General features: G+C 31.7%; 19 protein-coding genes, 1 tRNA gene and 1 other annotated feature. Of the genes, 2 read left to right on the plus strand and 18 right to left on the minus strand.

Going from position 1 to position 22,719, the window contains the following annotated elements; translation table 11 throughout:
* Positions 1 to 39 precede the first annotated feature (39 nt).
* Together leuS and KJ971_02080 are read right to left on the minus strand one after the other, a co-directional pair.
* Positions 40 to 2,412: a leucine--tRNA ligase gene (leuS, locus tag KJ971_02075; protein ID MBU1144631.1), complete on the minus strand. Its 2,373-nt coding sequence runs from the start codon at positions 2,410 to 2,412 to the stop codon at positions 40 to 42.
* 83 nt (positions 2,413 to 2,495) lie between these two features.
* Positions 2,496 to 2,705, minus strand: a binding site (T-box leader).
* Positions 2,706 to 2,746: 41 nt separating this feature from the next.
* Positions 2,747 to 3,601 carry a DUF1189 domain-containing protein gene (locus KJ971_02080; protein ID MBU1144632.1) on the minus strand — a complete coding sequence of 285 codons (855 nt, stop codon included), beginning with the start codon at positions 3,599 to 3,601 and terminating at the stop codon, positions 2,747 to 2,749.
* A gap of 96 nt (positions 3,602 to 3,697) precedes the next feature.
* Here KJ971_02080 and KJ971_02085 point away from each other — a divergent pair, with 96 nt between their 5' ends.
* Positions 3,698 to 4,627: a TIGR01212 family radical SAM protein gene (locus tag KJ971_02085; protein MBU1144633.1), complete on the plus strand. Its 930-nt coding sequence runs from the start codon at positions 3,698 to 3,700 to the stop codon at positions 4,625 to 4,627.
* A 42-nt stretch (positions 4,628 to 4,669) separates the two neighbouring features.
* On the opposite strand, the gene KJ971_02090 is transcribed toward KJ971_02085, so the two are convergent.
* From KJ971_02090 to KJ971_02120, 7 genes are all read right to left on the minus strand, one after another.
* The gene (locus KJ971_02090) at positions 4,670 to 5,137 is read right to left on the minus strand and encodes a hypothetical protein (GenBank protein MBU1144634.1); all 468 of its coding nucleotides are present in this window, start codon (positions 5,135 to 5,137) and stop codon (positions 4,670 to 4,672) included.
* Positions 5,138 to 5,151: 14 nt separating this feature from the next.
* Positions 5,152 to 6,306, minus strand: a complete 1,155-nt coding sequence (gene metK / locus KJ971_02095; protein MBU1144635.1) for a methionine adenosyltransferase — start codon at positions 6,304 to 6,306, stop codon at positions 5,152 to 5,154.
* Between the two features lie 11 nt (positions 6,307 to 6,317).
* Entirely contained in the window at positions 6,318 to 7,919 is a 1,602-nt protein-coding gene (locus KJ971_02100; protein ID MBU1144636.1) for a hypothetical protein, read from the minus strand.
* A gap of 35 nt (positions 7,920 to 7,954) precedes the next feature.
* Positions 7,955 to 8,515 carry a phosphatidylglycerophosphatase A gene (locus tag KJ971_02105; GenBank protein MBU1144637.1) on the minus strand — a complete coding sequence of 187 codons (561 nt, stop codon included), beginning with the start codon at positions 8,513 to 8,515 and terminating at the stop codon, positions 7,955 to 7,957.
* 72 nt (positions 8,516 to 8,587) lie between these two features.
* Positions 8,588 to 9,526: a methionyl-tRNA formyltransferase gene (gene fmt, locus KJ971_02110; protein ID MBU1144638.1), complete on the minus strand. Its 939-nt coding sequence runs from the start codon at positions 9,524 to 9,526 to the stop codon at positions 8,588 to 8,590.
* 8 nt (positions 9,527 to 9,534) lie between these two features.
* The gene (priA, locus tag KJ971_02115) at positions 9,535 to 11,886 is read right to left on the minus strand and encodes a primosomal protein N' (GenBank protein ID MBU1144639.1); all 2,352 of its coding nucleotides are present in this window, start codon (positions 11,884 to 11,886) and stop codon (positions 9,535 to 9,537) included.
* 197 nt (positions 11,887 to 12,083) lie between these two features.
* A tRNA-Leu gene (locus KJ971_02120) sits at positions 12,084 to 12,170 on the minus strand.
* Between the two features lie 149 nt (positions 12,171 to 12,319).
* Here KJ971_02120 and KJ971_02125 point away from each other — a divergent pair.
* The gene (locus KJ971_02125) at positions 12,320 to 13,999 is read left to right on the plus strand and encodes a ribonuclease J (protein ID MBU1144640.1); all 1,680 of its coding nucleotides are present in this window, start codon (positions 12,320 to 12,322) and stop codon (positions 13,997 to 13,999) included.
* Positions 14,000 to 14,035: 36 nt separating this feature from the next.
* Here the strand turns inward: KJ971_02125 and KJ971_02130 are convergent, their stop codons facing one another.
* The 9 genes from KJ971_02130 to KJ971_02170 form a co-directional block, all read right to left on the minus strand.
* On the minus strand, positions 14,036 to 15,541 hold the full coding sequence (locus tag KJ971_02130) for an MFS transporter (protein MBU1144641.1): 1,506 nt from the start codon (positions 15,539 to 15,541) through the stop codon (positions 14,036 to 14,038).
* A 17-nt stretch (positions 15,542 to 15,558) separates the two neighbouring features.
* Positions 15,559 to 16,449: an exonuclease domain-containing protein gene (locus tag KJ971_02135; GenBank protein ID MBU1144642.1), complete on the minus strand. Its 891-nt coding sequence runs from the start codon at positions 16,447 to 16,449 to the stop codon at positions 15,559 to 15,561.
* A gap of 66 nt (positions 16,450 to 16,515) precedes the next feature.
* Positions 16,516 to 18,282 (minus strand): excinuclease ABC subunit UvrC, encoded by a 1,767-nt coding sequence (uvrC, locus tag KJ971_02140; protein ID MBU1144643.1) that lies wholly within the window; start codon positions 18,280 to 18,282, stop codon positions 16,516 to 16,518.
* Positions 18,283 to 18,379: 97 nt separating this feature from the next.
* The gene (rbfA, locus tag KJ971_02145) at positions 18,380 to 18,709 is read right to left on the minus strand and encodes a 30S ribosome-binding factor RbfA (protein ID MBU1144644.1); all 330 of its coding nucleotides are present in this window, start codon (positions 18,707 to 18,709) and stop codon (positions 18,380 to 18,382) included.
* 1 nt (position 18,710) lies between these two features.
* Positions 18,711 to 20,555, minus strand: coding sequence for a translation initiation factor IF-2 (infB, locus tag KJ971_02150; GenBank protein ID MBU1144645.1), 1,845 nt, complete (start codon positions 20,553 to 20,555; stop codon positions 18,711 to 18,713).
* A gap of 18 nt (positions 20,556 to 20,573) precedes the next feature.
* The gene (locus tag KJ971_02155) at positions 20,574 to 20,879 is read right to left on the minus strand and encodes a ribosomal L7Ae/L30e/S12e/Gadd45 family protein (GenBank protein ID MBU1144646.1); all 306 of its coding nucleotides are present in this window, start codon (positions 20,877 to 20,879) and stop codon (positions 20,574 to 20,576) included.
* Positions 20,872 to 21,141 (minus strand): YlxR family protein, encoded by a 270-nt coding sequence (locus KJ971_02160; protein ID MBU1144647.1) that lies wholly within the window; start codon positions 21,139 to 21,141, stop codon positions 20,872 to 20,874. The genes KJ971_02155 and KJ971_02160 overlap by 8 nt, the downstream gene beginning before the upstream one ends.
* A 21-nt stretch (positions 21,142 to 21,162) precedes the next feature.
* Positions 21,163 to 22,227, minus strand: a complete 1,065-nt coding sequence (gene nusA / locus KJ971_02165; protein ID MBU1144648.1) for a transcription termination factor NusA — start codon at positions 22,225 to 22,227, stop codon at positions 21,163 to 21,165.
* Positions 22,228 to 22,239: 12 nt separating this feature from the next.
* A complete protein-coding gene (locus tag KJ971_02170) occupies positions 22,240 to 22,674 on the minus strand; it encodes a ribosome maturation factor RimP (protein ID MBU1144649.1) in 435 nt (144 codons plus the stop codon).
* Between the last annotated feature and the right edge of the window lie 45 nt (positions 22,675 to 22,719).

The raw sequence follows: 22,719 nt of genomic DNA on the forward strand, positions 1-22,719 counted from the left end.
CACTAACATATATACCAATTAGTGGGTGAATTTCTTTATTTAGATTACAATATTGATGAGTTTATTTTGTACGACAATTATTTTCTTGATGGTGTCATTCCCAATTAACTCTTTAATTCTTGGCAGATTCAATGCTTTTGTTTTTATTTCTTCACTATCTGAATCAAAAGCCATTTCTATTCTATCTCTTACTTTACCATTGATATTTACCACAATTTCAATTTTCTTTTCAATTAGTTTCAACTCATCATAACTTGGCCAATTTACAAATACTAAAGATTCTTTATGATTCAACATCTCCCATAATTCTTCTGTTACGTGAGGTGCAAAAGGATATACTAGTTGAAGTAATGTCTCATAATCTTTTTTCGTAATAGCAGCACTTGAAGTAAAATCATTAGTAAGCGTCATAAGTTTTGCAATGGCGGTATTAAATTTAAGATTTTCTAAATCTTCTGAAACGCCTTTAATGGTTTTGTGTATATTTATTTCTAATTCAACAGAATAAAAATCATCCTTTGTAACTTTCTCAAATAAACGCCACATTTTATCTAAGAACCTACGACATCCTTTTAAGCCATTTTCATTCCAAGGAGTTGCCATTTCATAATCACCGATAAACAAAATATAGGTTCTCAAAGTATCCGCGCCGTATTCATCAATGATTTCAATTGGATTGATAACATTTCCTTTTGATTTTGACATTTTATCGCCATTTTCACCTAGTATCAAACCTTGCGCTGTTCTTTTAAGGTATGGCTCTTTAAATGGAATTTCTCCAATATCGTACAAAAAGTGATTCCAAAAACGAGAATAAATTAAATGTCTTGTGACGTGTTCCATTCCTCCGTTATACCAATCAACTTGACCCCAATATTTCAGTTTTTCTTTGGACGCAAATCTTAAAGGGTTTTGAGGGTCCATATATCTTAAGAAATACCAGCTAGATCCAGCCCATTGAGGCATAGTATCCGTTTCTCTTTTTGCTGGTTTATGACAGATAGGACATGTACAATTTACAAACTCTTCAATGTTTGCTAGTGGGCTTTCTCCTGTATCTGTTGGAAGAAAAGCTTCAACAATTGGCAAACGAACTGGTAAATCTTCATAAGGAACAGGAACGACTCCACAATCATCACAATAAATGACAGGAATCGGTTCTCCCCAATATCGTTGTCGATTGAAAGCCCAATCTTTCATTCTAAATTGATCGGTTTTTTCCCCTAGTTTATGTTGTTCTAGATAATCAATCATTTTGATTAAAGCATTTTCAACTGTCATACCGTTTAAGATACCACTGTTTACAAGAATTCCTGTATCGGTGTCAGTATAGGCTTCTTTTGAAATGTCTCCACCTTGAATAACTTCTACAATGTCTAAATTGAATTTCTTAGCAAATTCATAATCTCTTTCATCGTGTCCTGGGACTGCCATTATTGCACCCGTTCCATAAGTAATCATGACATAATCAGAAATAAAGATTGGGATCTGTTTTAAAGTGAGTGGATTAATGGCACAAATCCCTTTCAATAAAACTCCTGTTTTATCTTTTATAAGTTGGGTTCGTTCAAATTCTGTTTTCATAATGGATTGATCTTGATATTCTTTTACTTCAATACCATTTTGAATTTTATCTTTAAGCGTCACTAAAATAGGATGTTCTGGAGAGATAACCATAAAGGTGGCTCCATAAATAGTATCTGGTCTTGTTGTAAAGACCTTTAAGAATTCTGAAGTCTCATTTACGTTAAAATTGATATAAGCTCCCGTAGACTTTCCAATCCACTTCTCTTGTTCAATATGAATTCGATTATTTGATTCTAGTACATCCAACCCTTGTAATAGTTTATCAGCATAAGCTGTTATTTTAAGAAACCAAACATCCTTCTCTAATTGAGTTACTTTTGTTCCACAACGATCGCATTCTCCACCTTGTGATTCTTCATTGGATAATACCACCTTGCAATCAGGGCAAAAATTAACATATGTTTTACTTTTATAGACTAAATCATGTTCATACATTTTTAAGAAAATCCATTGAGTCCATTTATAGTAGGTCTCATCAGTAGTATCTACTATTCTCGAAAAGTCAAAAGAAAATCCTGCGCTTTTTAATTGGCTTGTATACGTCAAAATGTTTTCATCTGTAACGATTCTTGGATGAATTTGATGCTTGATTGCATAATTTTCTGTTGGCAGTCCAAACGCATCAAATCCGATTGGAAATAATACATTATATCCTTCCATTCTTCTTTTTCGTGAGATAACCTCCAAAGAGGCATAGGCTCTCATGTGTCCAACGTGCATTCCTTGTCCACTAGGATATGGAAATTCAACTAATCCATAAAATTTGGGGCGCTCATCAAAATCCACAGCTTGAAATACTTTTTCTTCATACCATTTTTTTGCCATTTTGGTTCTATTTCATTGTGATTAAAACTGGGTACAAATTGACTCATATTGATTCCTCCTTAACAATAAAAAAAATCGTCCTAAGAAAGGACGATTTAACATCGCGGTACCACCTTTGTTCCAGATAAAATCTGGCACTTTCATTCCTTAACGCGGAAACACGAATGAAACTCCCAAGTTGCGTTTCATTAGCTCCCTAGACTAATTCATATACCTTCATTCTTGGTTTACACCATCCACCAAGTCTCTTTAAATGAATCAATATACTACTATCTCTAGTTCATTGCATTTGTAAGTATCATATCATATCTAAATCAAATTATCAATAACATTTTTAGTCTTTTTCATCTTTTGAATCTTCTGTAACATCTAAATTATCTTCAGTTTCTTCCTCTTCCACATCCGTTACAGTATAACTAGAATCTATTATATTATCATCTTGTTCTTGTTGTTGATTTTGAAGATGCAAAAAGGTTGTCGTAAACAGCTCTCTTTGTAAAATGTAAAGAGAACGATATCCTATTATCATTAACACAAAAAATAATACATTGTTTATGGGAATAATATTGTAAAATGTCATTAAGATTGCAATCGGAGTAATCGCAAATATTACAAGAATATAGAGCTTTTTAAAACGAATAAATTTCTTTAGTCTTAAGAAAGGAATTGTTGAAACCAAAGATACAAATAACAATAAAATGAGATTCGTTAAAAACCCAACAAGAATACTCGTAACAAGTAAAGCAGTTTTAAAAGTTGAAAAAAACTGGTCAAATGTATTTGATTGAGATAGTGTAGTTAAATTTGGAAACGTAATTCGCTGAGTAGATGAAGAAAATAAAGTAACACTATTTCCTTGAAACACCAAACTTGAATCACCAATAAATACTATATCTTGAAATTGATCTGTTTCATTTAAAAAATAGATTGAAATACCATATAAATTATACTCCGTTTGAAAATCAAAATCAGAAGATAAACACTCAACTCCAGTAGAGGATAATTCACAACCAGTTGTATCAGATGTAATCACTGAATTTCCATCATAACCTATATAAAAAGCAATATATCCAATCGTCATAAATAAAGCTAAAATCAGGAAGTATAAAAAAGCGTACCATCCTGATTTATTACGATATTGAAGGATTTTTTTTGGTTCAAATAAACTATCTTTCATTATATTGTACATTTTTCATCACCTAGCTTATTCTATTATAACATTAATTCAATTTTATGAAAACCATTAAACATTATATTGTGCTATAATGAAGATTAGGTGAAGATTATGAACTTTAAAATAAAAGAAAAACCTTATTATACTGTAAATGATTTTTATCAAGAAACATTTCATTCAAAAGTGTTTAAAATCTCTTTAAATGGAAATTTCACTTGCCCTAATCGTGATGGAACAATCTCTTATAAAGGCTGTCTTTATTGCTCTGAAAAAGGTTCAGGAGAATTTACAGGTGACCTTAATTTTTCATTAAAAGATCAATATCAAGAAATGCTTTCTATGATGAAACGCAAATGGCCTATTGGAAAAACAATTGCATATTTTCAGTCTTTTACAAATACTTACGCTCCTCTTGATAAATTAAAACGTTTATTTGAAGAGGCTCTTACTTTAGATAAAGATCTAATCGGAATCAGTATTGCAACAAGGCCGGATTGTCTACCTGATGATGTGATAGAATACCTAAGTGAATTGAATCAAAAAACGTTTTTGACGGTTGAACTTGGACTACAAACCATTCATGAGAAAACATCTATTTTAATTAATCGAGGCCATTCTCTTCAAGCGTTTCAAGATGCAGTTTCAAAGTTAAGAGCTCACAACATTCATGTTGTATGTCACATCATTAATGGATTGCCAAATGAAACCAAAGAAATGATGTTAGATACCATACATTTCCTTAATTCTTTAGATATTCAAGGAATAAAAATACACATGCTCTATCTTCTTAAGAATACTCCTCTTGAAGATTATTATAACTTAAATCCCTTTCCGATATTAAGTTTAAAAGAATACGTAGATGTTGTAACAAATCAAATTGAACAGTTACGTCCCGATATCATTATTTATCGGTTGACAGGTGATGCTTTAAAAAGTGATTTAATTGAACCAAAATGGTCTTTAAAGAAGTTTGTGGTCACAAATGAAATCGATAAACAATTACGAATAAATAAAACATATCAAGGTATCAATTATAAATAATAAAGAAAAGAATTCAACCGATAAAGTTGAATTCTCTTATTTTTAGGAAGTAAAAACATCCCATTTTTTCATTTTCATTATTTTAGAATAAATATTAAAAGGAAACATCAATATTTTTTGGTTAAAGATTAATACTTTACTATCTCTAATTCTTCTTAATTCTTGAAGATTTTCGTATGTTTCAGCTAAGTAGCTGTCTGCTTCCTCTTTTGAATTTAATGATAAAAAAGTAAAGTCAACTAAAGTCAGTAATTTCTTTTTTTCTTCATAATTTAATTCTTTAATGATAACATTATCGTACGCTTTAAGCGATTCATCTTTGACAACTTTTGAAATCAGATTCAATGATTTTCTTAATTCAATATCAAATTTTGAATGTGCTTTGAAAACATCCTTATAAGAATAGATTAAAGATCTAACTATTAAAAACGAAGCTACAACAATACTTCCAATAAGAAATAATATGATTAATGAAACTTCAATTACTATTGTCCAATCTGTTAAAAACATAATTATCACCTAATTTATTTAAGATATTGTTCTAAAATCTTTACTTTATCTAGTTTTTCCCATGGTAAATCTAAATCCGTTCTTCCAAAATGTCCATACGTTGCAACTTGTCGGTAAATGGGACGCTTTAAGTTTAACATTTCAATGATGGATTTAGGTCTTAAATCAAAATGTTTTGTAATGATATGAATGATTTCGTCTTCTGGTATTTTGCTTGTTCCAAAGGTGTTAACTCCAATACTTGTAGGTTTTGCAACTCCTATTGCATAAGAAACCTGCACCTCTATTTCTTTTGCAATTCCAGAAGCTACTATGTTTTTTGCAACATATCGACATGCATAAGCCGCACTTCGGTCTACTTTCGATGGGTCTTTTCCAGAAAAGGCTCCGCCACCATGGTGTGCTCTTCCTCCGTAAGTATCTACAATAATTTTTCTTCCAGTTAATCCTGAATCTCCTGAAGGTCCTCCAATGACAAATCTTCCGGTAGGATTAATTAAAATTTCAGTGTTTTTATCTATATATTTATTGGGGATAATCGGTTTAATAACAAATTCAATCATGTCTTGTCTAATCTTATCTTGAGAGACTTCAGGTGAATGTTGAGTTGAAATTAGAATCTTATCAAAACGAATCAAAATTCCTTCATCATTAAATTCTCCAGTCACTTGGGTTTTCCCATCTGGTCGAAGATAATTTAATTGTCCATTCTTTCTTACTTGAGCTAATTTTCTTGCAAGTTTATTCGCATAAACATGAGTGATTGGCATATATTCTTCTGTTTCGTCTGTTGCATAACCAAACATCATTCCTTGATCTCCTGCACCTTGTTCATGAGTTTCGTTTTGATCGACACCTAATGCAATGTCTGGAGATTGATTATTGATTGCGACTAATACGGCCAAATTATCTGCATCAAACCCATATTTACCTCTATCATATCCTATTTCAGTCACTGTATCTCTTACAATTTTTTGAATATCAACATAAGTAGTTGTTGTTATTTCTCCTGCGACTAATACAAGCCCTGTTGTAACAAGCGTTTCACAAGCGACTCTTGCATTTGGATCGTCTGTCAATATAGCATCTAAAATAGCATCACTTATTTGGTCACAAATTTTATCTGGATGTCCTTCAGTTACGGACTCCGATGTAAAAAATCGGTACATGTTAAAATCTCCTATTCTTGAATTAATTTATAATATATCGACTCAAAATCATCACTATATTTTACAAAACGATCAATGATCTGAGGATCAAAATAAGGATAAAATTCTAGTTGAATTAAATCAATAGCTCTTGAATGCTTTAATTCTCTTTTGTAGTTTCTTGGTTGTCTTAAGATATCATAAATTTGACATAACAAAATCACTTGTGATTCTCGATTGTTTTGAATTCCATTCATATCTTTTATAAAATCAGCATCTGCTGTTTTTTCAAAGTGTGCTCTTACAATGTCTTCACCTTTTTTGTCTAATTGAAGACGTTTAATAATAACAGACCCAATAATTGTTTTTTCACGAATTTTACGAAAATCGTTTTCTTCTAACACTTCTTTATCATCATATCCAGAAAGAGAAAGCACATCTTTTTTATCGATATGAATGGTAGAAAAATCAAATATTTCTCGGCATAATTTTGGAGAATAACCAAGGAAATTTCCAAGTTTTCCAGACATTTCAGCGACTCTTCTTGCAGATTCCGTTTCCATTTTTTCTTGATGATCTTCGCCATGACTTCGATAAACACTAATGACATCAAACACATCAGCTACCACGGCTTTAAAATCTTTTTCCATAGCTCTTCGTTTTACTAACTCTTCTTTTCGTTTGTTGTTCATATCTTCTGAAATTTTCGAAGTGGAGTATAAAGCAATCATAAAAATGGCAAGAACTAATGTCCTTAAAATAATATCGGTAAGTATTGGACCTTTTAAATAAGCCCAAAGAGTAGTTATGTCAGTGGCGTAGTCCATGAGTGGGTACAAAATAGTCACGTGGATAATTGTCATTGCAATAATTGAAACTTTAAAAATCAATTTCAATAATTTAGAGTCTTGATACAACGCGAGTACTACTAAAGCAAAATAGATTAAAGAATATCCTGCTTGAGTGATGCTAAAGAATCCTTCTGCAGGATTTCCTCCAAGCGTTACTTTCAATTTAATATAAACCGCAATAGCCATCATTAAGATATAAATTCCGGAAATATATTCTCCCATTTGTTGTTTTTGAAGCGTTTTCGGTTCTTCAAAAATAATTTTCTTAATGAGTTGATTTGTAAAAAACATTACTAAAAAGATAATAAATGCAACAATTAAATTAAGTTTTAGATTGACGCCTTCATAACCTATCAATGTAAACGATAAGAATACGATATTGGTTACCAATATAATGTTTTTGATTACTAAATTTTTTCGATATAAAACGGAGGTTTCATCCAAAATGTCCACTCCGGCTTCAAAACTAAATTGATTGATAAAAAATAAAGTAATTTTATTCCAAAATTTGGATACTTTATTTTTTCCTTCAACTTCATACTGCTTTAAATTAACGCTGACTTTTTTTTCATCAAAACGATTTTTAAAAGAGGTTATCCGAAAAAAATCGACAAGTTTATCTAATCCCGATTTTTTCTTTGGTGCTTTTTCTTGAGCAACCGTTTCAAAATATAAATCTATTTTTTTGTTTTCCTCTTTTTTTAAATCTTTTGGGTTTTTCTTTTTTTGTGAATTATCATTCTTACGAAAAAATTCATCAAGAGTTTTTTCACGATTGTCCAAAAATCACACCTCCTTTACCTTTTGATTTTATCTATTTAAAATAATTTGGGTTGTTCAATAATGCTTGGATCTTTTCTTGCTTCAATTTCATTTTCAATTTGTGCGACTCTTGTGGATGCAGCTGCAGCTAAAGCTCCAACAATATCATCTAAAAATGTATGACAAGCTTGCTTGTCTTCTTTTCCGGCATCATTTAATCTTGCCACAACTCCTGGTTTATTGACATCGATATCTCCAAAATTGGTTTTTCCAATTGTTCCATAGAGTCCAGCTAATTCTAATCCGAATAATTCATCTATCCCAAACATGCCTAAATCAGATGCTAAAATCGACTGAATAGGCCCTTTAAAAGCTCCTTCTTCAGTAAGTCGATCAATTTCTGCTCCTAATTGAAGCAAATGAAAGACGTCTCTTAAGGAAAGGATTTTTTCTACCGATTCAAGACATTCTTGAAAAGAGATTTCTTTATTCCATTTTGATTGTTGGCGATATGCAACATCCGCTATTTCTTCAATTGAAACTCCACGTTCGAGTAATTTGTCTACATTCATTTGAAACATTTCATCTCGAGAAAATAAGTTTTTTTGACGATTCATTGTTTCACCTCTCAAAAAATATGTGCGATACTAACTAATTATTATACCACATTTATGTGATGTTTTTAAGCGCTATTTTAAAATCTTTCCTTCGATGAAAAGCGATTTCCCGATGCCATTCATAAAAGAAGATATATCCATAACTTTTTTCCCTTGAAGTTGTACTTTCTCTAAAGAAATAACTCCATCTCCTGTATTAATATATACATTTGATTTATCTGCTTTAATGATTTGCCCTGGGACAAAAGATTTTGAAACCTGTGGGTTAGGTACAATTTTGATTGAATGCGTTTTTAATATATACTCATCTATCATAACGAAAGTTAAAGGCCACGGATGAAATCCTCTAACATGATTGTAAATTTCTTTTGCGCTTAGGTTTAAATTTAAATGTTCTTCTTCTGGCTTAATGTTGTAAGCAAACGTCACCAAAGATTCTTTTTGCTCAATTGGAGTGATCTGATTGTTTAGTATCAAAGGTATTGTTTCAAGTAATAATTCTTTCCCCATTATAGATAATTTAGTTTGCAGTGTCCCCACATCATCTGTATCTAAAATTGCCGTTTCTCTTTGAGATAAAATCATCCCAGAATCCATTTTTTTTGCCATATACATAACGGTTACTCCAGAGAAAGTTTCTCCTAGTTGAATGGCTTTGTGCATAGGTGCTCCTCCTCTAAACTTAGGTAGCAAGGAAGCGTGTACATTGATGGCATGATATCTAGGATACTCCAAAATAATTGAAGGTATCATTTGCCCATATGCACAAACAATAATCATATCAGGTTTTTCTTCTAATACTCTTTTATAATCCTTCTTGATACTTTCTGGTTGAAAAAGAGGTATGTTTAAACGAATAGCCGCTTTTTTAATGGGTAAATATTTCAGCGTTTGTTTTCTTCCAAAGGGGCGATCTGGTTGAGTAACAACTAAAGATACCTCATATTTTTCCTTTAATCCTTCTAGAATTGGAACAGCAAATTCCATTGTTCCCATAAATACAATTTTCATTTTTTCACCTACCCTAAAGTTGGACTTTTATCTATACTTACAAATATAGTATCCGTGTCATACTTCTCTTTTGTTTCAAATAACAACAAATCAAGATTTGGTTCCTTTTTGTATTTAATAACAATTTGACAACTATAACGATTTTTAATTTTTGCGATTAGTGGTAATGCTGGTCCTAGTACAATAGCTTCATTTGACAAATGAGTTCGAAGATTGCGTACGATTTCTTTTCCTGCAATAAATAAATCTCTAATAAATTCTCCAGTTAATAAAACTTGAACAAGAAAATAAAAAGGAACATATTTTGCAAGTTTTCTTAAACTCATTTCATATTCATAAAATCCTAAATAATCATCATGAATCGCATATTGAATTGCATAATGATTTGGATTAAATGCTTGAACAAGGACTTTTCCTTTTAGATCATGTCTTCCGGCTCTACCCGAAACTTGAGTGATAAGTTGGAATGTTTTTTCAGGTGCTCTAAAATCTGGAGAGTATAGGTTGCTATCGGCTTGAATAATTCCTACTAAAGTAACTTTTGGAAAATCTAATCCTTTAGCAATCATTTGAGTACCAAGAAGGATATCGCCTTGCATTTCAAATGAAACGAGTAATTTTTCATGAGCGTTCTTAGTTCTTGTCGTATCGTTATCCATTCGGATAATTTTAGCATTTGGAAATAAAGAAGAAAGTTCCGATTCGATTTTTTGGGTACCACTTCCCATATATCGAAGATCTTCTTTTCCACATTTAGGACAAACCTTAGGTAATTCTGCTTTATGTCCGCAGTAATGGCATTTTAAAGAATGGTCAGTTTCATGGTAAGTTAACGATATATCACAATTTGGACAAGTAAATACGTGTCCGCAATTTCTACAAATAACAAAAGTCGAATATCCTCTGCGATTTAATAATAAGATAACTTGTTCTTTTTTGTCTAAACGAATTTTAATTTCTTCTTGAAGTTCAAGAGAAAACAAACTTTGGTTTCCTTTTTTGAATTCTTCTTTCATATCAATTACTTTTAAATCTGGTTCAAATGAATTCATAGCCCTATTCTTTAAAGGAAGTAATTCATAATAACCCCTTTTATATCTTGCATAAGATTCTATGCTTGGTGTAGCAGACCCTAAAATAACGGGAATATTATAATATTTTGCTCGATGATTTAACACATCAATCGCATAATATTTAGGCATGTCGTCTTGCTTATATGTGCTTTCGTGACATTCGTCAACTACTAATAGACCTAAATTGGTAAAAGGCGCAAAACAGGCACTTCTTGCACCTATGACAATCGAAACTTCTTGACGAATAATCTTTCGCCATTCATCATATTTTTCTCCAACAGATAGTCCAGAATGAAGGATGGCTACCTGGTTTTTAAATCGACCTTTGAATCGGTTAACCATCATCGGAGTTAAAGCAATCTCTGGAACTAAAAAAATGACTTCTTTTTTTCTTTTTAAAACTTCTTCAATGGCTTTTAAGTAGATTTCTGTTTTTCCAGAACCTGTAATACCATGTAGTAAGAAGGTCTTTGATTCGTTTAGACTTAAAACAATCTTTTGAAAGGCGGCTTCTTGTTCTAGATTTAAAGTGACTTCTTTGTTGTAATTTTCTTGAATGCTTTCAATTTCTCGGTACTCTTCACTTGAATAGATTGAAATTACTTTATATTTTTCTAAAGTTTTTAAAACAGAACTTGTTAGCTGTAATTTCGTCAATAGTGCATTTACTTCTATTTTCTGTTCTTGCTTGTCTTTTAGATATTCAACGACTTTTAAATGTTTTTCAGAACTTAAACTATAATTTAAATCTTGTAACTTTACAAATTTTTTATATCTTGGATTACTTTTTGAAGAAATATCGTAGATTTGTTTTAAAGCTCCAGAAAAGATAGCTTCTTTTACTTCTTTTAAAGCTTCATTGAATTCTTCATTTAAATATTTTATATGTGAGTTTTCAAATATTGACTGTAATTTTAATGGAAGTTTATCATAAGAAATTACTTGAAATTTTGTTCGATAAATTGCTTTTAAAGCAGATGGCAACATCGTTTCTAAAACTTTAATTAATACAGTGGAGGTATCTATTTGAATAATCTTTGCAAGTTCAATCAACTCTTTTGTAAGATAAGATTCCATATCTAAAAGGCGAATAATTGGTTTTAATTCATGTTCATATTCGCTAATATTTGTTATTTCCAAACAATATCCCATCAATTCTCGATGTCCAAAAGGTACAATTAATCGCATTCCTATTTCAAGAACGGATTCAAAGAGTGGTGGAACGATATAATCAAATAATTTGTCAACGGCTTTAGAAGGAACATCAACAAGGACTCTTGCGATCAATTTATCACCTCTCTTTAAGATATTATAACATATTTTTTTAGGGAACAAACGAAATTATTGGATTATATAAAGAGTCTAAATCATTGTTTTTCATGATAATCTTCCCTGAAAATAAAATTTCTTTTTTAAGCAAACAAAATCGTGGCTCCTTATAAAAAAAACACCAAAATTTTCGGTGATTTTTTAAACTTACAAAATGGTACCCCAGGCCGGACTTGAACCGGCACGTCATTGCTGACACTGGATTTTAAGTCCAGCGCGTCTACCTATTCCGCCACTCGGGCTTTTGCTATATCTATTGTATAGTTCTTTTTAAAAAAAATCAAGATGAATCGGAAATAAATAAACTGATTCATTTGCATAAATCAGGATAATTAGGTATAATAAAGCAAACGAATAACCTATTCTAATGTTTAAGAAAGGATTTATCCCCATGCAAAATCATTTATTTAATTCTAATGAGGTCGGGATTTTTGCACTTGGTGGATTAGGAGAAGTCGGTAAAAACATGTATTGCGTGGAATACAGAGATGAACTCATTATAGTTGATTCGGGACTTTTGTTTCCGGATGAATATTTAATGGGTATTGACTATGTTATTCCAGATTATACCTATTTAATCGAAAACCAGGATAAAATTCGTGGTTTGTTTATAAGTCATGGTCATGAAGATCATATTGGAGGAATTCCTTTTTTACTAAGACAAGTAAAAATTCCTGTTATCTATGCTTCTGGCTTAAGTTTAGGACTGATAAAAAACAAACTCGAAGATCATCCAGGTATTCACGCTAATCTGATTGAGTATCACGAAGAAGATGTCATAAAATTTAATCATTTTTCGATTGGTTTTTTTAGAACCAATCACTCAATTCCAGATTCATTTGGAATCAAAATTCAAACGCCAATTGGAAACATTGTTCATACTGGTGATTTTAAGTTTGATTTTTCACCAACCGGAACCGATTCTAATTATCAAAAAATGGCAAGTATCGGACAAGAAGGTGTATTATGCCTTTTATCAGATTCTACAAACTCAGAACTTGAAGATTTTACTACTTCTGAAATGGTTGTAGCTGAGACAATTAAGGATTTATTTTCTTCAATTACTGGTCGAATCATTATTGCGACATTTGCTTCGAATGTTCATAGAGTCCAGCAAATCGTTGAAGCATCAATATCATCGAATCGTAAAGTAGCTGTTTTTGGTAGATCAATGGAAAAGAATATTGAAGTTGGATTAAAACTAGGGTATATTAAGGCTCCTCAAGGCACCTTTCTTTACAGCCGCAATCTGGTAGGCATCAATCATAAAAACCTAACCATTCTATGTACTGGTTCTCAGGGAGAACCGATGGCCGCCCTTACAAGAATCGCCTCAAGTACGCATAAACAAATTTCTTTAATTCCAGGAGATACAGTCATTCTTTCTTCTTCTCCAATTCCTGGTAATCAAGAAAGTGTAAATAAAACCATTAATTTACTATATAAAAATGGTGCTTCTGTAATTACTCAATCTCCATTCGCAGACGTTCATGCCTCAGGGCATGGTGGGCAAAACGAACTTAAATTGATGTTAAAACTGATGAAACCTCGATTCTTTATGCCAATTCATGGTGAGTTTAGAATGCTTAAGATGCATTCTAAATTAGGTATTGATACGGGAGTTAAAAAAGAAAATACATTTGTTTTAGATAATGGTAATGTATTAGCAGTATCGCTTGAAGGCGCAAGAATCGCCGGACAAGTCCCAACCTCAGATGTGTACGTTGACGGAGCCGCAATCGGTGAAATCGGCTCACAAGTCATAAAAGACCGTCGTGAGCTATCAGAAGATGGGTTGTTGTCTGTTGTTTTAACAATAAATCAACTACGAAAAGAAGTTATTTGCGCTCCAACCATTATTTCTAAAGGTTTTATCTTTATGAAAGACAACGAACAAATGATCAAAGATTTACAAGAAATGGCACTCAATGTATCAGATAAGTTTTTAGTTTCGAACAAAAAATTAAACATTAACGGAATAAAAAACGATCTTTCAAAAACAATAAGTAAGTACGTGTTTCAAAAAACAGGTCGTGAACCGATGGTAATGCCAGTTATTATGATTTTATAATATAAATGATGAACTCGAAAAGAGTTCATCATTTTTTTATTTGGTTTTTAATAAATGATCAATTTTGTAATTCTTTACGGAAATACTTGCCAAAATCATTAAGATAATGGGCAAAATACAAAAAGTTAATTTAATAGCCAAAGGCGCACTTTCATTACCTTGAAGATATAACCATGTGTTTTCAATCTGCATATCCGCTAATGATAACGCTTGAAACCATTCTTCGCTTGGTTTTGCGATGTAACCTGTCAAATCCAGTATTGGACCAATCAACAACGTCGCAAATCCAATTCCAACTTTTTGTAAAAAGGAAACTGCACCAAAATAACTTCCTTCTTTTTCCAAAGAATCACTTGATATAATACTTATCGCATCAGGATACATTCCATAAGCAGTTAAGTGAATGTTTCCCATTCCTAAGCCTAAGATAACAACAGCAATCCAACCCCACCAAGGAAAATTTGCTATGGCATCAGACATCGATTGAGGTACAACATACACTTCATTTTGAAAAAATAACGCTACAGAATCATAGGGCATTATAGGTAAAAACAACAACATTCCAAAAGCAACAACCCAGCAAAGACTTCCTAGAAATAAAGTGTTTCTTTTACCAATTTTGTTTGAAACTATTACCCAAAGAGGAACGGACAAGAATCCAAGAACTAATACTGACCCTGCAAGAGGTAAAAACATTTCTGGAGATCTTAACCAATAATTCACATAATATTGAATGGTATCTTGTAAAACAAAGATTGCTGCCAAACTAAACATAAAAGCAAGCGATGCTTGTCGAAAACTTTTGTTTTTAAAACAAACAAAAAAGCTTTTATAAAAACTAAATTTCCCTGTTTTTACTTCTTCATCATTTGGTAGTTCATATGTTCCAAAAATACTAATCAGTAATATGATTACCATCAAAATTCCAAATATCGCCGATATTAAGATAAATTTTTCTCCAGAATGGGTAATGGTAATATCGCCCATAATCAAATCAGGAATGGCAACGGCAACAATCGTAGCAATGATGGTAAAAATCATGCGAAATCCAGTCAATTTTGTACGTTCATGATAATCTTTTGTCATATCGTTGATTAAAGAAATATACGGAATATACGCAAGCGTATAACAAAAATAAAATAATAAATAAATGATTAAGACGAGAAAAGCTTTAACAAACATGACCGAATTTGAAGTCAATCCCAACATAGTTGGAGAAAGAGTTGCGATTAAAGTCGACAATCCAAATATTCCAAAAAAAGAAAGACCTAAAGGAATCATAGCAAACAACATTAATTTTCTTCGTTTACCAAATTTTGATTTAATTTTATCGGCATAATGACCAACAATTGGATCAGTGATTGCATCCCATATAAAACCAAGAAAAATAATGGCTGAAGCAAGATATCCTTTTAAACCTACAACATTTGTTAAAAAAATTAAGAGATAAAATCCAGTGATAGCTGTTCCAAAAGTAAAAGACGCATCTCCTACTCCATAGGCTAGTTTTGCTCTAAGAGGTACTTTATTTGTATGTATCATTCTATGCCCATACCCCACTATTCATTGTTTTCACTTGGAAATACAAAATCAATATTTTGATTACAAATGTCTAAAAAAGAATCAAAGACTTTTTTTGTAATCATTGCATCTTCAAAAGCATCATGCATTTGAGTATTTAAATCAACACTGGCATAAGCCTTATAAGCGTTAAATAATCCAAGATCGTTTTTTAAACCAAAATAGGTTTTATGCATTTTTAGTAAATCGATAAATTGAACTCGTGGAGTGAAATCGATTAATTGATGAATTGAGTTCATTTTTTTAAGCTCAATTTGGTCATTTTGGCCCCAAACGAAAACCATAGGTTGATTGCTTCTTATTAGTTTTTGAAACAAACGATAAAAAACAGGATATTCAACTCCATTAATAATATCTGACTGATCAATATGTAAGAATTTTTGGGTTCTGTCACTAATTTCAGGATGAAGAACCGGTTTAATAAACATAGAATGTTTTTCAATGATAGTTCCAGAAGAATCTGTTAAAACCAATCCAACTTGAATGATTTCGGAAACGAAATTTTGATAATTTCTAAAAGGAGGCATTGACATTTCGAAATCAAGAAAAATTCGAGGTTTCTGTGAATTTATCATAGTTTTTATTTCAGACTTAATAAGAGAAACATCATAATATATTTTAGGATGTTGAGCTTTTGGCAATAATATTTTCTCAATATTAATGACATTTTGAACCGTCAACCCTCTATATCTTCTACTATTTTTTTGAACATCCATAAATATAAAAATTCCCGGATTAAAATATAGCATGAAATTTAAGAACATCCCTTTTGCCATATAATAAAATCGAACTCTTGTACGACCTTTAATTGCTATGATTCGTTTTTTTTCATCGACTCCGTGTAAAATCCCATAAACGTATTCTGTCATATCATCACCAGTATTAATTGTATCATAAAACGTTATTTTTTTTCCAAAAAAAACAAATAGCGAGTGCTATTTGTAATTTTCTAGAGCTATTTTTAAATTAACTATAGCATCTTTTGCAATTCCTAGAGTTTGAAGCTCTTCAGCAGAAGCCATTTTTATGTTTTCAATGGTTTTGTATTTCTCTAGCAACTTCTGTTTTGATACACTTCCTATTTTAGGAATCGCATCTAAAATAGAAGCGTAAATTTGTTTTGATTGAACATTTCGATGAAATGAAATGGCAAATCGATGTGCTTCATCTTGAATTTTTGTTAATAAGATATATAAATTACTATGTCGGTCTAATTTTAATTCTTGTTCGTTTAAATCTATAATGGCATCTGTTTTATGATTTGAGTCCTTCTTTAACCCTATAATAGGAATATCTAGATACAAAGAATCTAGAATTGCTTTCGCTGCATGAACTTGAATAATTCCTCCATCCATAATAATCAAATCCGGCCAAATCGTATTTTCCATTAACATTCTTTGAAATCTTCTGTATAAAACTTCTTGCATTGTATGATAATCATCTGCACCAATCACTGTTTTTACAATAAATTTTCGATATTCTTTTTTCTCTGGAAGTCCATTGGAAAAAACAATCATAGCTGAAACAGGGTTGGTTCCCATCGTATTAGAATTATCAAATGCTTCGATACGTCTTGGAGGGGTTATTCCCAAAAGTGCCGCAAGTTCATCTACAGCTCCTATTGTTTTAGCATGTTTTTTTAAATAGACATCTAAATTGTTTTGTAAATGAACAGAAGCATTTTCTTTTGCCATTTTAATTAAATTTGCTTTACTTCCTCTTGCTGGAGAAATCACTTTATGATTGATAACTTGTTCTAACAATGTATAATCACTTTCTCTTGGTAATAAAATTTCTTTAGGGATTGGATGTGTTTCGTAAAACTTGATGATGAAACGTATAAAGCTTTCTTCTGCAACATCAAAGAAACTAAAAATGGATGCTTCACTAAAGATAATTTTTCCTTGACGCATGAAAAGAATTGTAATCGCTAGGAACTGGTCATATTGATGGTATCCAAATACATCTCGATCAACTAAATCTTTAAAAATCACTTGTTGCTGTTGCGTTGTTTTTAGGATTGAATCCATTAAATCTTTGTATTCTTTTGCTTTTTCATATTCTAAATTTAGCGAGTGAGAAAGCATCTTTTCTTTTACGTCTTGAAGTAATTCTTGATTATTTCCATTTAAAAATCGTTTGATTTTATCTATCATCCCTTGATACGTATCATTTGATACAGGATAGACACAAGGTCCGATGCACTGCCCAATATGATAATATAAACATACTTTTTTTGGTAAATTAAAGCATTTTCTCATAGGAAAAATACGATTCAAAAGGTTGAGTGTCATTCTTGCTGAATAAGAATCGGGAAAAGGACCAAAAATGTTTTTTGATTTTTTTGTTACTTTTCGCGTTATGACGATTTTTGGATGGAGTTCATTTGTAATTTCGATATATGGGTAGCTTTTATCATCCATTAACATAATATTATATTTAGGAGAATGCTCTTTGATTAAAGATAATTCTAACAAGAATGCATCTAATTCTGTTTGAGTAATTAGATAAGTAAAATCTTCAATATTACTAACTAGAGTTTGTGTTTTTTGATCATGACTACCTATAAAATATGATTTTACTCTACTTTTTAAGTTTTTTGCTTTTCCAACATAAATGATGTTTTTATTAGAATCAAGCATTTGATAACTTCCAGGAAGTTCTGGAAGTGTTTCTAATTTTTGTTTTATGATTTGATTCATATTTTAACACCCTAGATTATTATATCAAAGCTTACCTTACCTTACAACCAATACCAAAAAAGAAAAAACTTTAGTTTATCACTAAAGTTTAAATCTTTTATTTAATTTTACGAATTAAATCGTCTACTTTTTTTCCTTTTTCATAAGACTCATCATGTCGGAAAATTAATTCAGGAACTTTTCTCATTTTAACTTTTAATGCAATTTGGTTTTTAATAAAACCTTTTGCTCTTTCTAATGCTTCTTTGGTTTTTTCTAGAGCATCATTTCCACCAAACACCGTGTAATAGACATACATATAAGATAGTTCATTGGTGATTTTAACATCCGTCACTGTAAAAAAACCTAAATCATCTTTAACTACATGAGAAATAATATTTGCTACTTCTCGTTGTACAAGTGTTTCTAAACGATCTACTTTAGCCATTCTAAAGCACCTCTTTCATTACCGAAGCTTCTATAATGTCGTCAATTTTTAAATCGTTATAATTTTCAATCATGATTCCACAATCAAACCCTTGTCTCACTTCTTTTACGTCATCTTTAAATCGTTTTAAAGAAGAAATTTTTCCTTCAAAAATAACTTTTCCATTACGAATTAGTTTTACTAAAGAATCTCTTTTAATGTTTCCTGATAATACCATACACCCTGCAATTGTTCCCATTTTGGAAATAGAGAAGGTTTCTCTTACAGTAGCTTCACCTATGATTTGTTTTTCGAATACAGGATCAAGTAAGCCTTTCATTGCTGCTTCAATATCATCTAAAGCTTCATATATAACTCGATAATCACGAATTTCAACACCTTTTGCATCTGCGGTTTCTCTAATGTTTGAAGGAGCTTGGACGTCAAAACCTATAATAATCGCGTTACTTGCTTCAGCTAAAGATACATCAGTATCAGTAATCGCTCCAACACCGGTTCGAACGATATCAATCGAAGTTCCTTCGATGTTTATTTTTTCGATTGAACCTTTAAAGGCTTCGATAGAACCTTGTGTATCCGCTTTGATAATTAAGCGCAATTCTTTAATATTGCCTTCTGCTTTTTCGAAGAATTCTTCTAGAGTAATTGGTTTTCTGTTACTGTGTTCTTCTGTAAACAAACGATTAGATCTTTTTGAAGCGATGTCTTTGGTAACTTTTTCATCATCAAAAACCATAAGAGGATCTCCTGCAAAAGGAACATCATTAAGACCTATAATTTCAATGGCAGCACCTGGTTTTGCAAGTGAGATGGGTTGATTTAAGTCGTCATTCATCGCTCTTACTTTTCCGTAAGTACTTCCAACTGCAAAGGCGTCACCAATCTTTAACGTTCCATTTAAAATTAAAATGGTAGCTACTGGTCCTCTTCCTTTATCAAGTTTTGCTTCAACTACGGTACCAACAGCATTTCGTTTTGGATTTGCTTTTAATTCAAGCATTTCTGCAACCAATTGAATTGTATCAAGTAAATTATCTACTCCAGTTCCTTTTAGTGCTGAAATATAGCAAAATGGAGTCTCGCCGCCCCAGTCATCTGGAAGTAGTCCGAGATCTGCTAGTTCTTGTTTTACGCGGTCAGGATTTACTCCTGGTCTGTCCATTTTATTCACTGCAACAATAATGGAACATTTTGAAGCTTTTGCGTGATCGATTGCTTCTTTTGTTTGAGGCATAACTCCATCATCCGCGGCAACAACTAAAACAATAATATCGGTAATTCTAGCACCTCTTGCTCTCATTTCTGTAAATGCAGCATGTCCAGGTGTATCGATAAAAGTAATGGCTTTATTATTTCTTGTAACTTGATATGCACCAATATGTTGTGTAATTCCTCCAGCTTCTGATGCTACAACTCTTGAATGTCTTATGGTATCTAACAAAGTTGTTTTTCCATGGTCAACATGACCCATGATGGTAACAACTGCAGGTCTTTCTACTAAATCTTTGACATCGTCTAAAATCTCGATTTCTTCAAATCTGGATACATCAGACATTATTTCATCTTTAAATTCGTATCCATAATCCATAGCGATAAGTTCTGCTGTTTCACGATTAACGGATTGTGTTTGAGAAGCCATGATTTTCATAAACATTAGTTTTTTAATAACTTCTGCAACTGGGCGACTCAAAGATTCGGCTAACTCTAATACCGTCATCGTACTTTTGTAGTACACTGTTTTATCAACAACTTCAGGCTTTTTTTGTACAGGAATCGGTTTCTTTTCCATCGGTTTCTTGTTTGTGAAGTTGGATTTTTTCTTGGTATTTGGTCTGTTATTAGCCATATTACCACCTCTTTCTATTTATTCGTTTAATGCCTTTTCAATTAATAATACAAAATTAGCATCGGTAATTGCAAGTGCTTTTCGGTTGATTTTTCCCGTTGAATTACTTAGTTCATCACTTGTAAACTCCGTATTTAATTTTACATTATAAAAGCTTGCTTTATCTGTAATTCTTTTTGTTGTATTAGGTCCAGCATCTTTTGCAAGGAACACAAGAAGCGCTTTTCTTTTTTTAATTCTATCCAGGCACATTTCTTCACCGGTTACCATCTTGGAAGCTTTATAAGCTAATCCAAAGGTTGATAATACTTTTGATTTATTCATGACTTACCAACTTTAATAATTCAAGATAGATTTCATCTGGGATAGATACTTCTAAATGACGTTCTAAAATTTTTGTTTTTTGAGCTTTCAAAATAATATCTTTGTTTTTGGAAACATAAGCACCTCTTCCGTTCGCTTTACCAGTTGGATCAACAATTACAATGCCTTCTGGGGTTTTAACAACTCGAAGTAATGCTTTTTTTTCATAATGTTCTTGTGAAACAACACACTTTCGCATTGGGATTTTTCTGATTTTATTCATCACTTATCACCCTTTTTGATGTTAATATTTAATGTCTTGAATCAATGCGTCGGATTCTGATTTAATATCTATTTTCCATCCACTTGATTGAACTGCAAGTCTTGCATTTTGTCCTTTTTTTCCAATCGCAAGAGATAATTGATCATCAGGAACAATCGCAATGGCAGTTTTCTCTTTCAAATCAACCAATACAGCCACAGTTCTTGCTGGTTGAATGGCATTTGAAACTAATTCTTTTGGATCAGCACTATATTTATAGATGTCAATTTTTTCACCGTTTAATTGATCGATTACTTCTTTAATTCTGGAGCCACTCTTACCAAGGCAAGCACCAAGTGGATCTACTTTTGGATTGTTTGATGAAACACATACTTTACAACGATCACCTGGGTCTCTTGCAAGTCCAATGATTTCAACTATTCCTTCATGAAGTTCTGGAATGGCATTTTCCATTAAACGTTTTACAAGGTTACGATCCGTCCTTGATACAAACACTTTAGGTCCTTTTGTTGTTTGCTCCACTTTTGTTATATAAACTCTTACTTGATTTCCAAGATATAAATCCGAAAGCAATAAATCTTTTGAAGGTATCGAAGTTTCAGTATCATATCCTAAACTAAGTGTAACAAAATCGTCATTAATTTGAACAACTTCTGCAATAATCATTTCTCCCGTTTTATCAGTAAAAATTTCAAAGTTTCGCTCTCTTTCTAGTTGTTTTAATCCTTGTGTCAGAATTTGTTTTGCACTAGATGCTGCAATTCTTCCAAAATCTTTTGGAGTGATTTTTTGTTCAATAATATCGCCAACTTTAGCATTCTTTTTAATATCTTGAGCGTCTACGATTGTAATTTGAGTGCCTTTTTCCGCTTCTAGGTCAATCTCTTCTACAACTAAATAGGTGGCGACAATTAAAATTTCATATTTTTCTTCGTTAAAGATTACTTTTGCGTTTTGTTGACCATTGTAATCTTTTTTATAGGCATTGAGTAATCCTTTTCCAAAAATATCTAATATTTTATCTTTAGAAACGCCTCTTTCATCTGCTACTACATTTAAAGCTTCAAAAAAGTTTTTGCTAATCATCTTTATATTCTCCTAAAATTTTATGGCTAATCGAATCTCTTGGATATCGATAAACTTGATTTCAATGTTTTTGTTTTTAATTTTAATAATGACATAGTCATCTTCAAATCCAATTAAATCCCCTTCAAACTTTTGTTCATAATTGTCGATATGAACAAACTTTCCTATGGCCTTAACAATCTCTTCGCGATTTCTAAGAGGTCTCTCAGCTCCTGGTGAAGATATTTCTAAATGGTATTCCATAGGAATTGGATCGATTTCATCTAAATAGGTGCTTAGATAATTTGAAGCTTTTACACAATCATTAATATCGATTCCATTTGCACTATCAATTAATATTCTTAAGACATCTACTTTTCGTTCTTTCACAAACTCAAGATCATAAAAGTCGTATCCCAATTCACGAACCTTTTTTTCAATTTGAATTTTTAACTTTGAAAGATCCATTGTAAACCCCCTTTTTCTATCAAAAAGAGAGGGTCCGACCCTCTC

The sequence above is a fragment of the Bacillota bacterium genome (assembly GCA_018818595.1).
Taxonomy (GTDB): Bacteria; Bacillota_I; Bacilli_A; order Izemoplasmatales; family Hujiaoplasmataceae; genus JAHIRM01.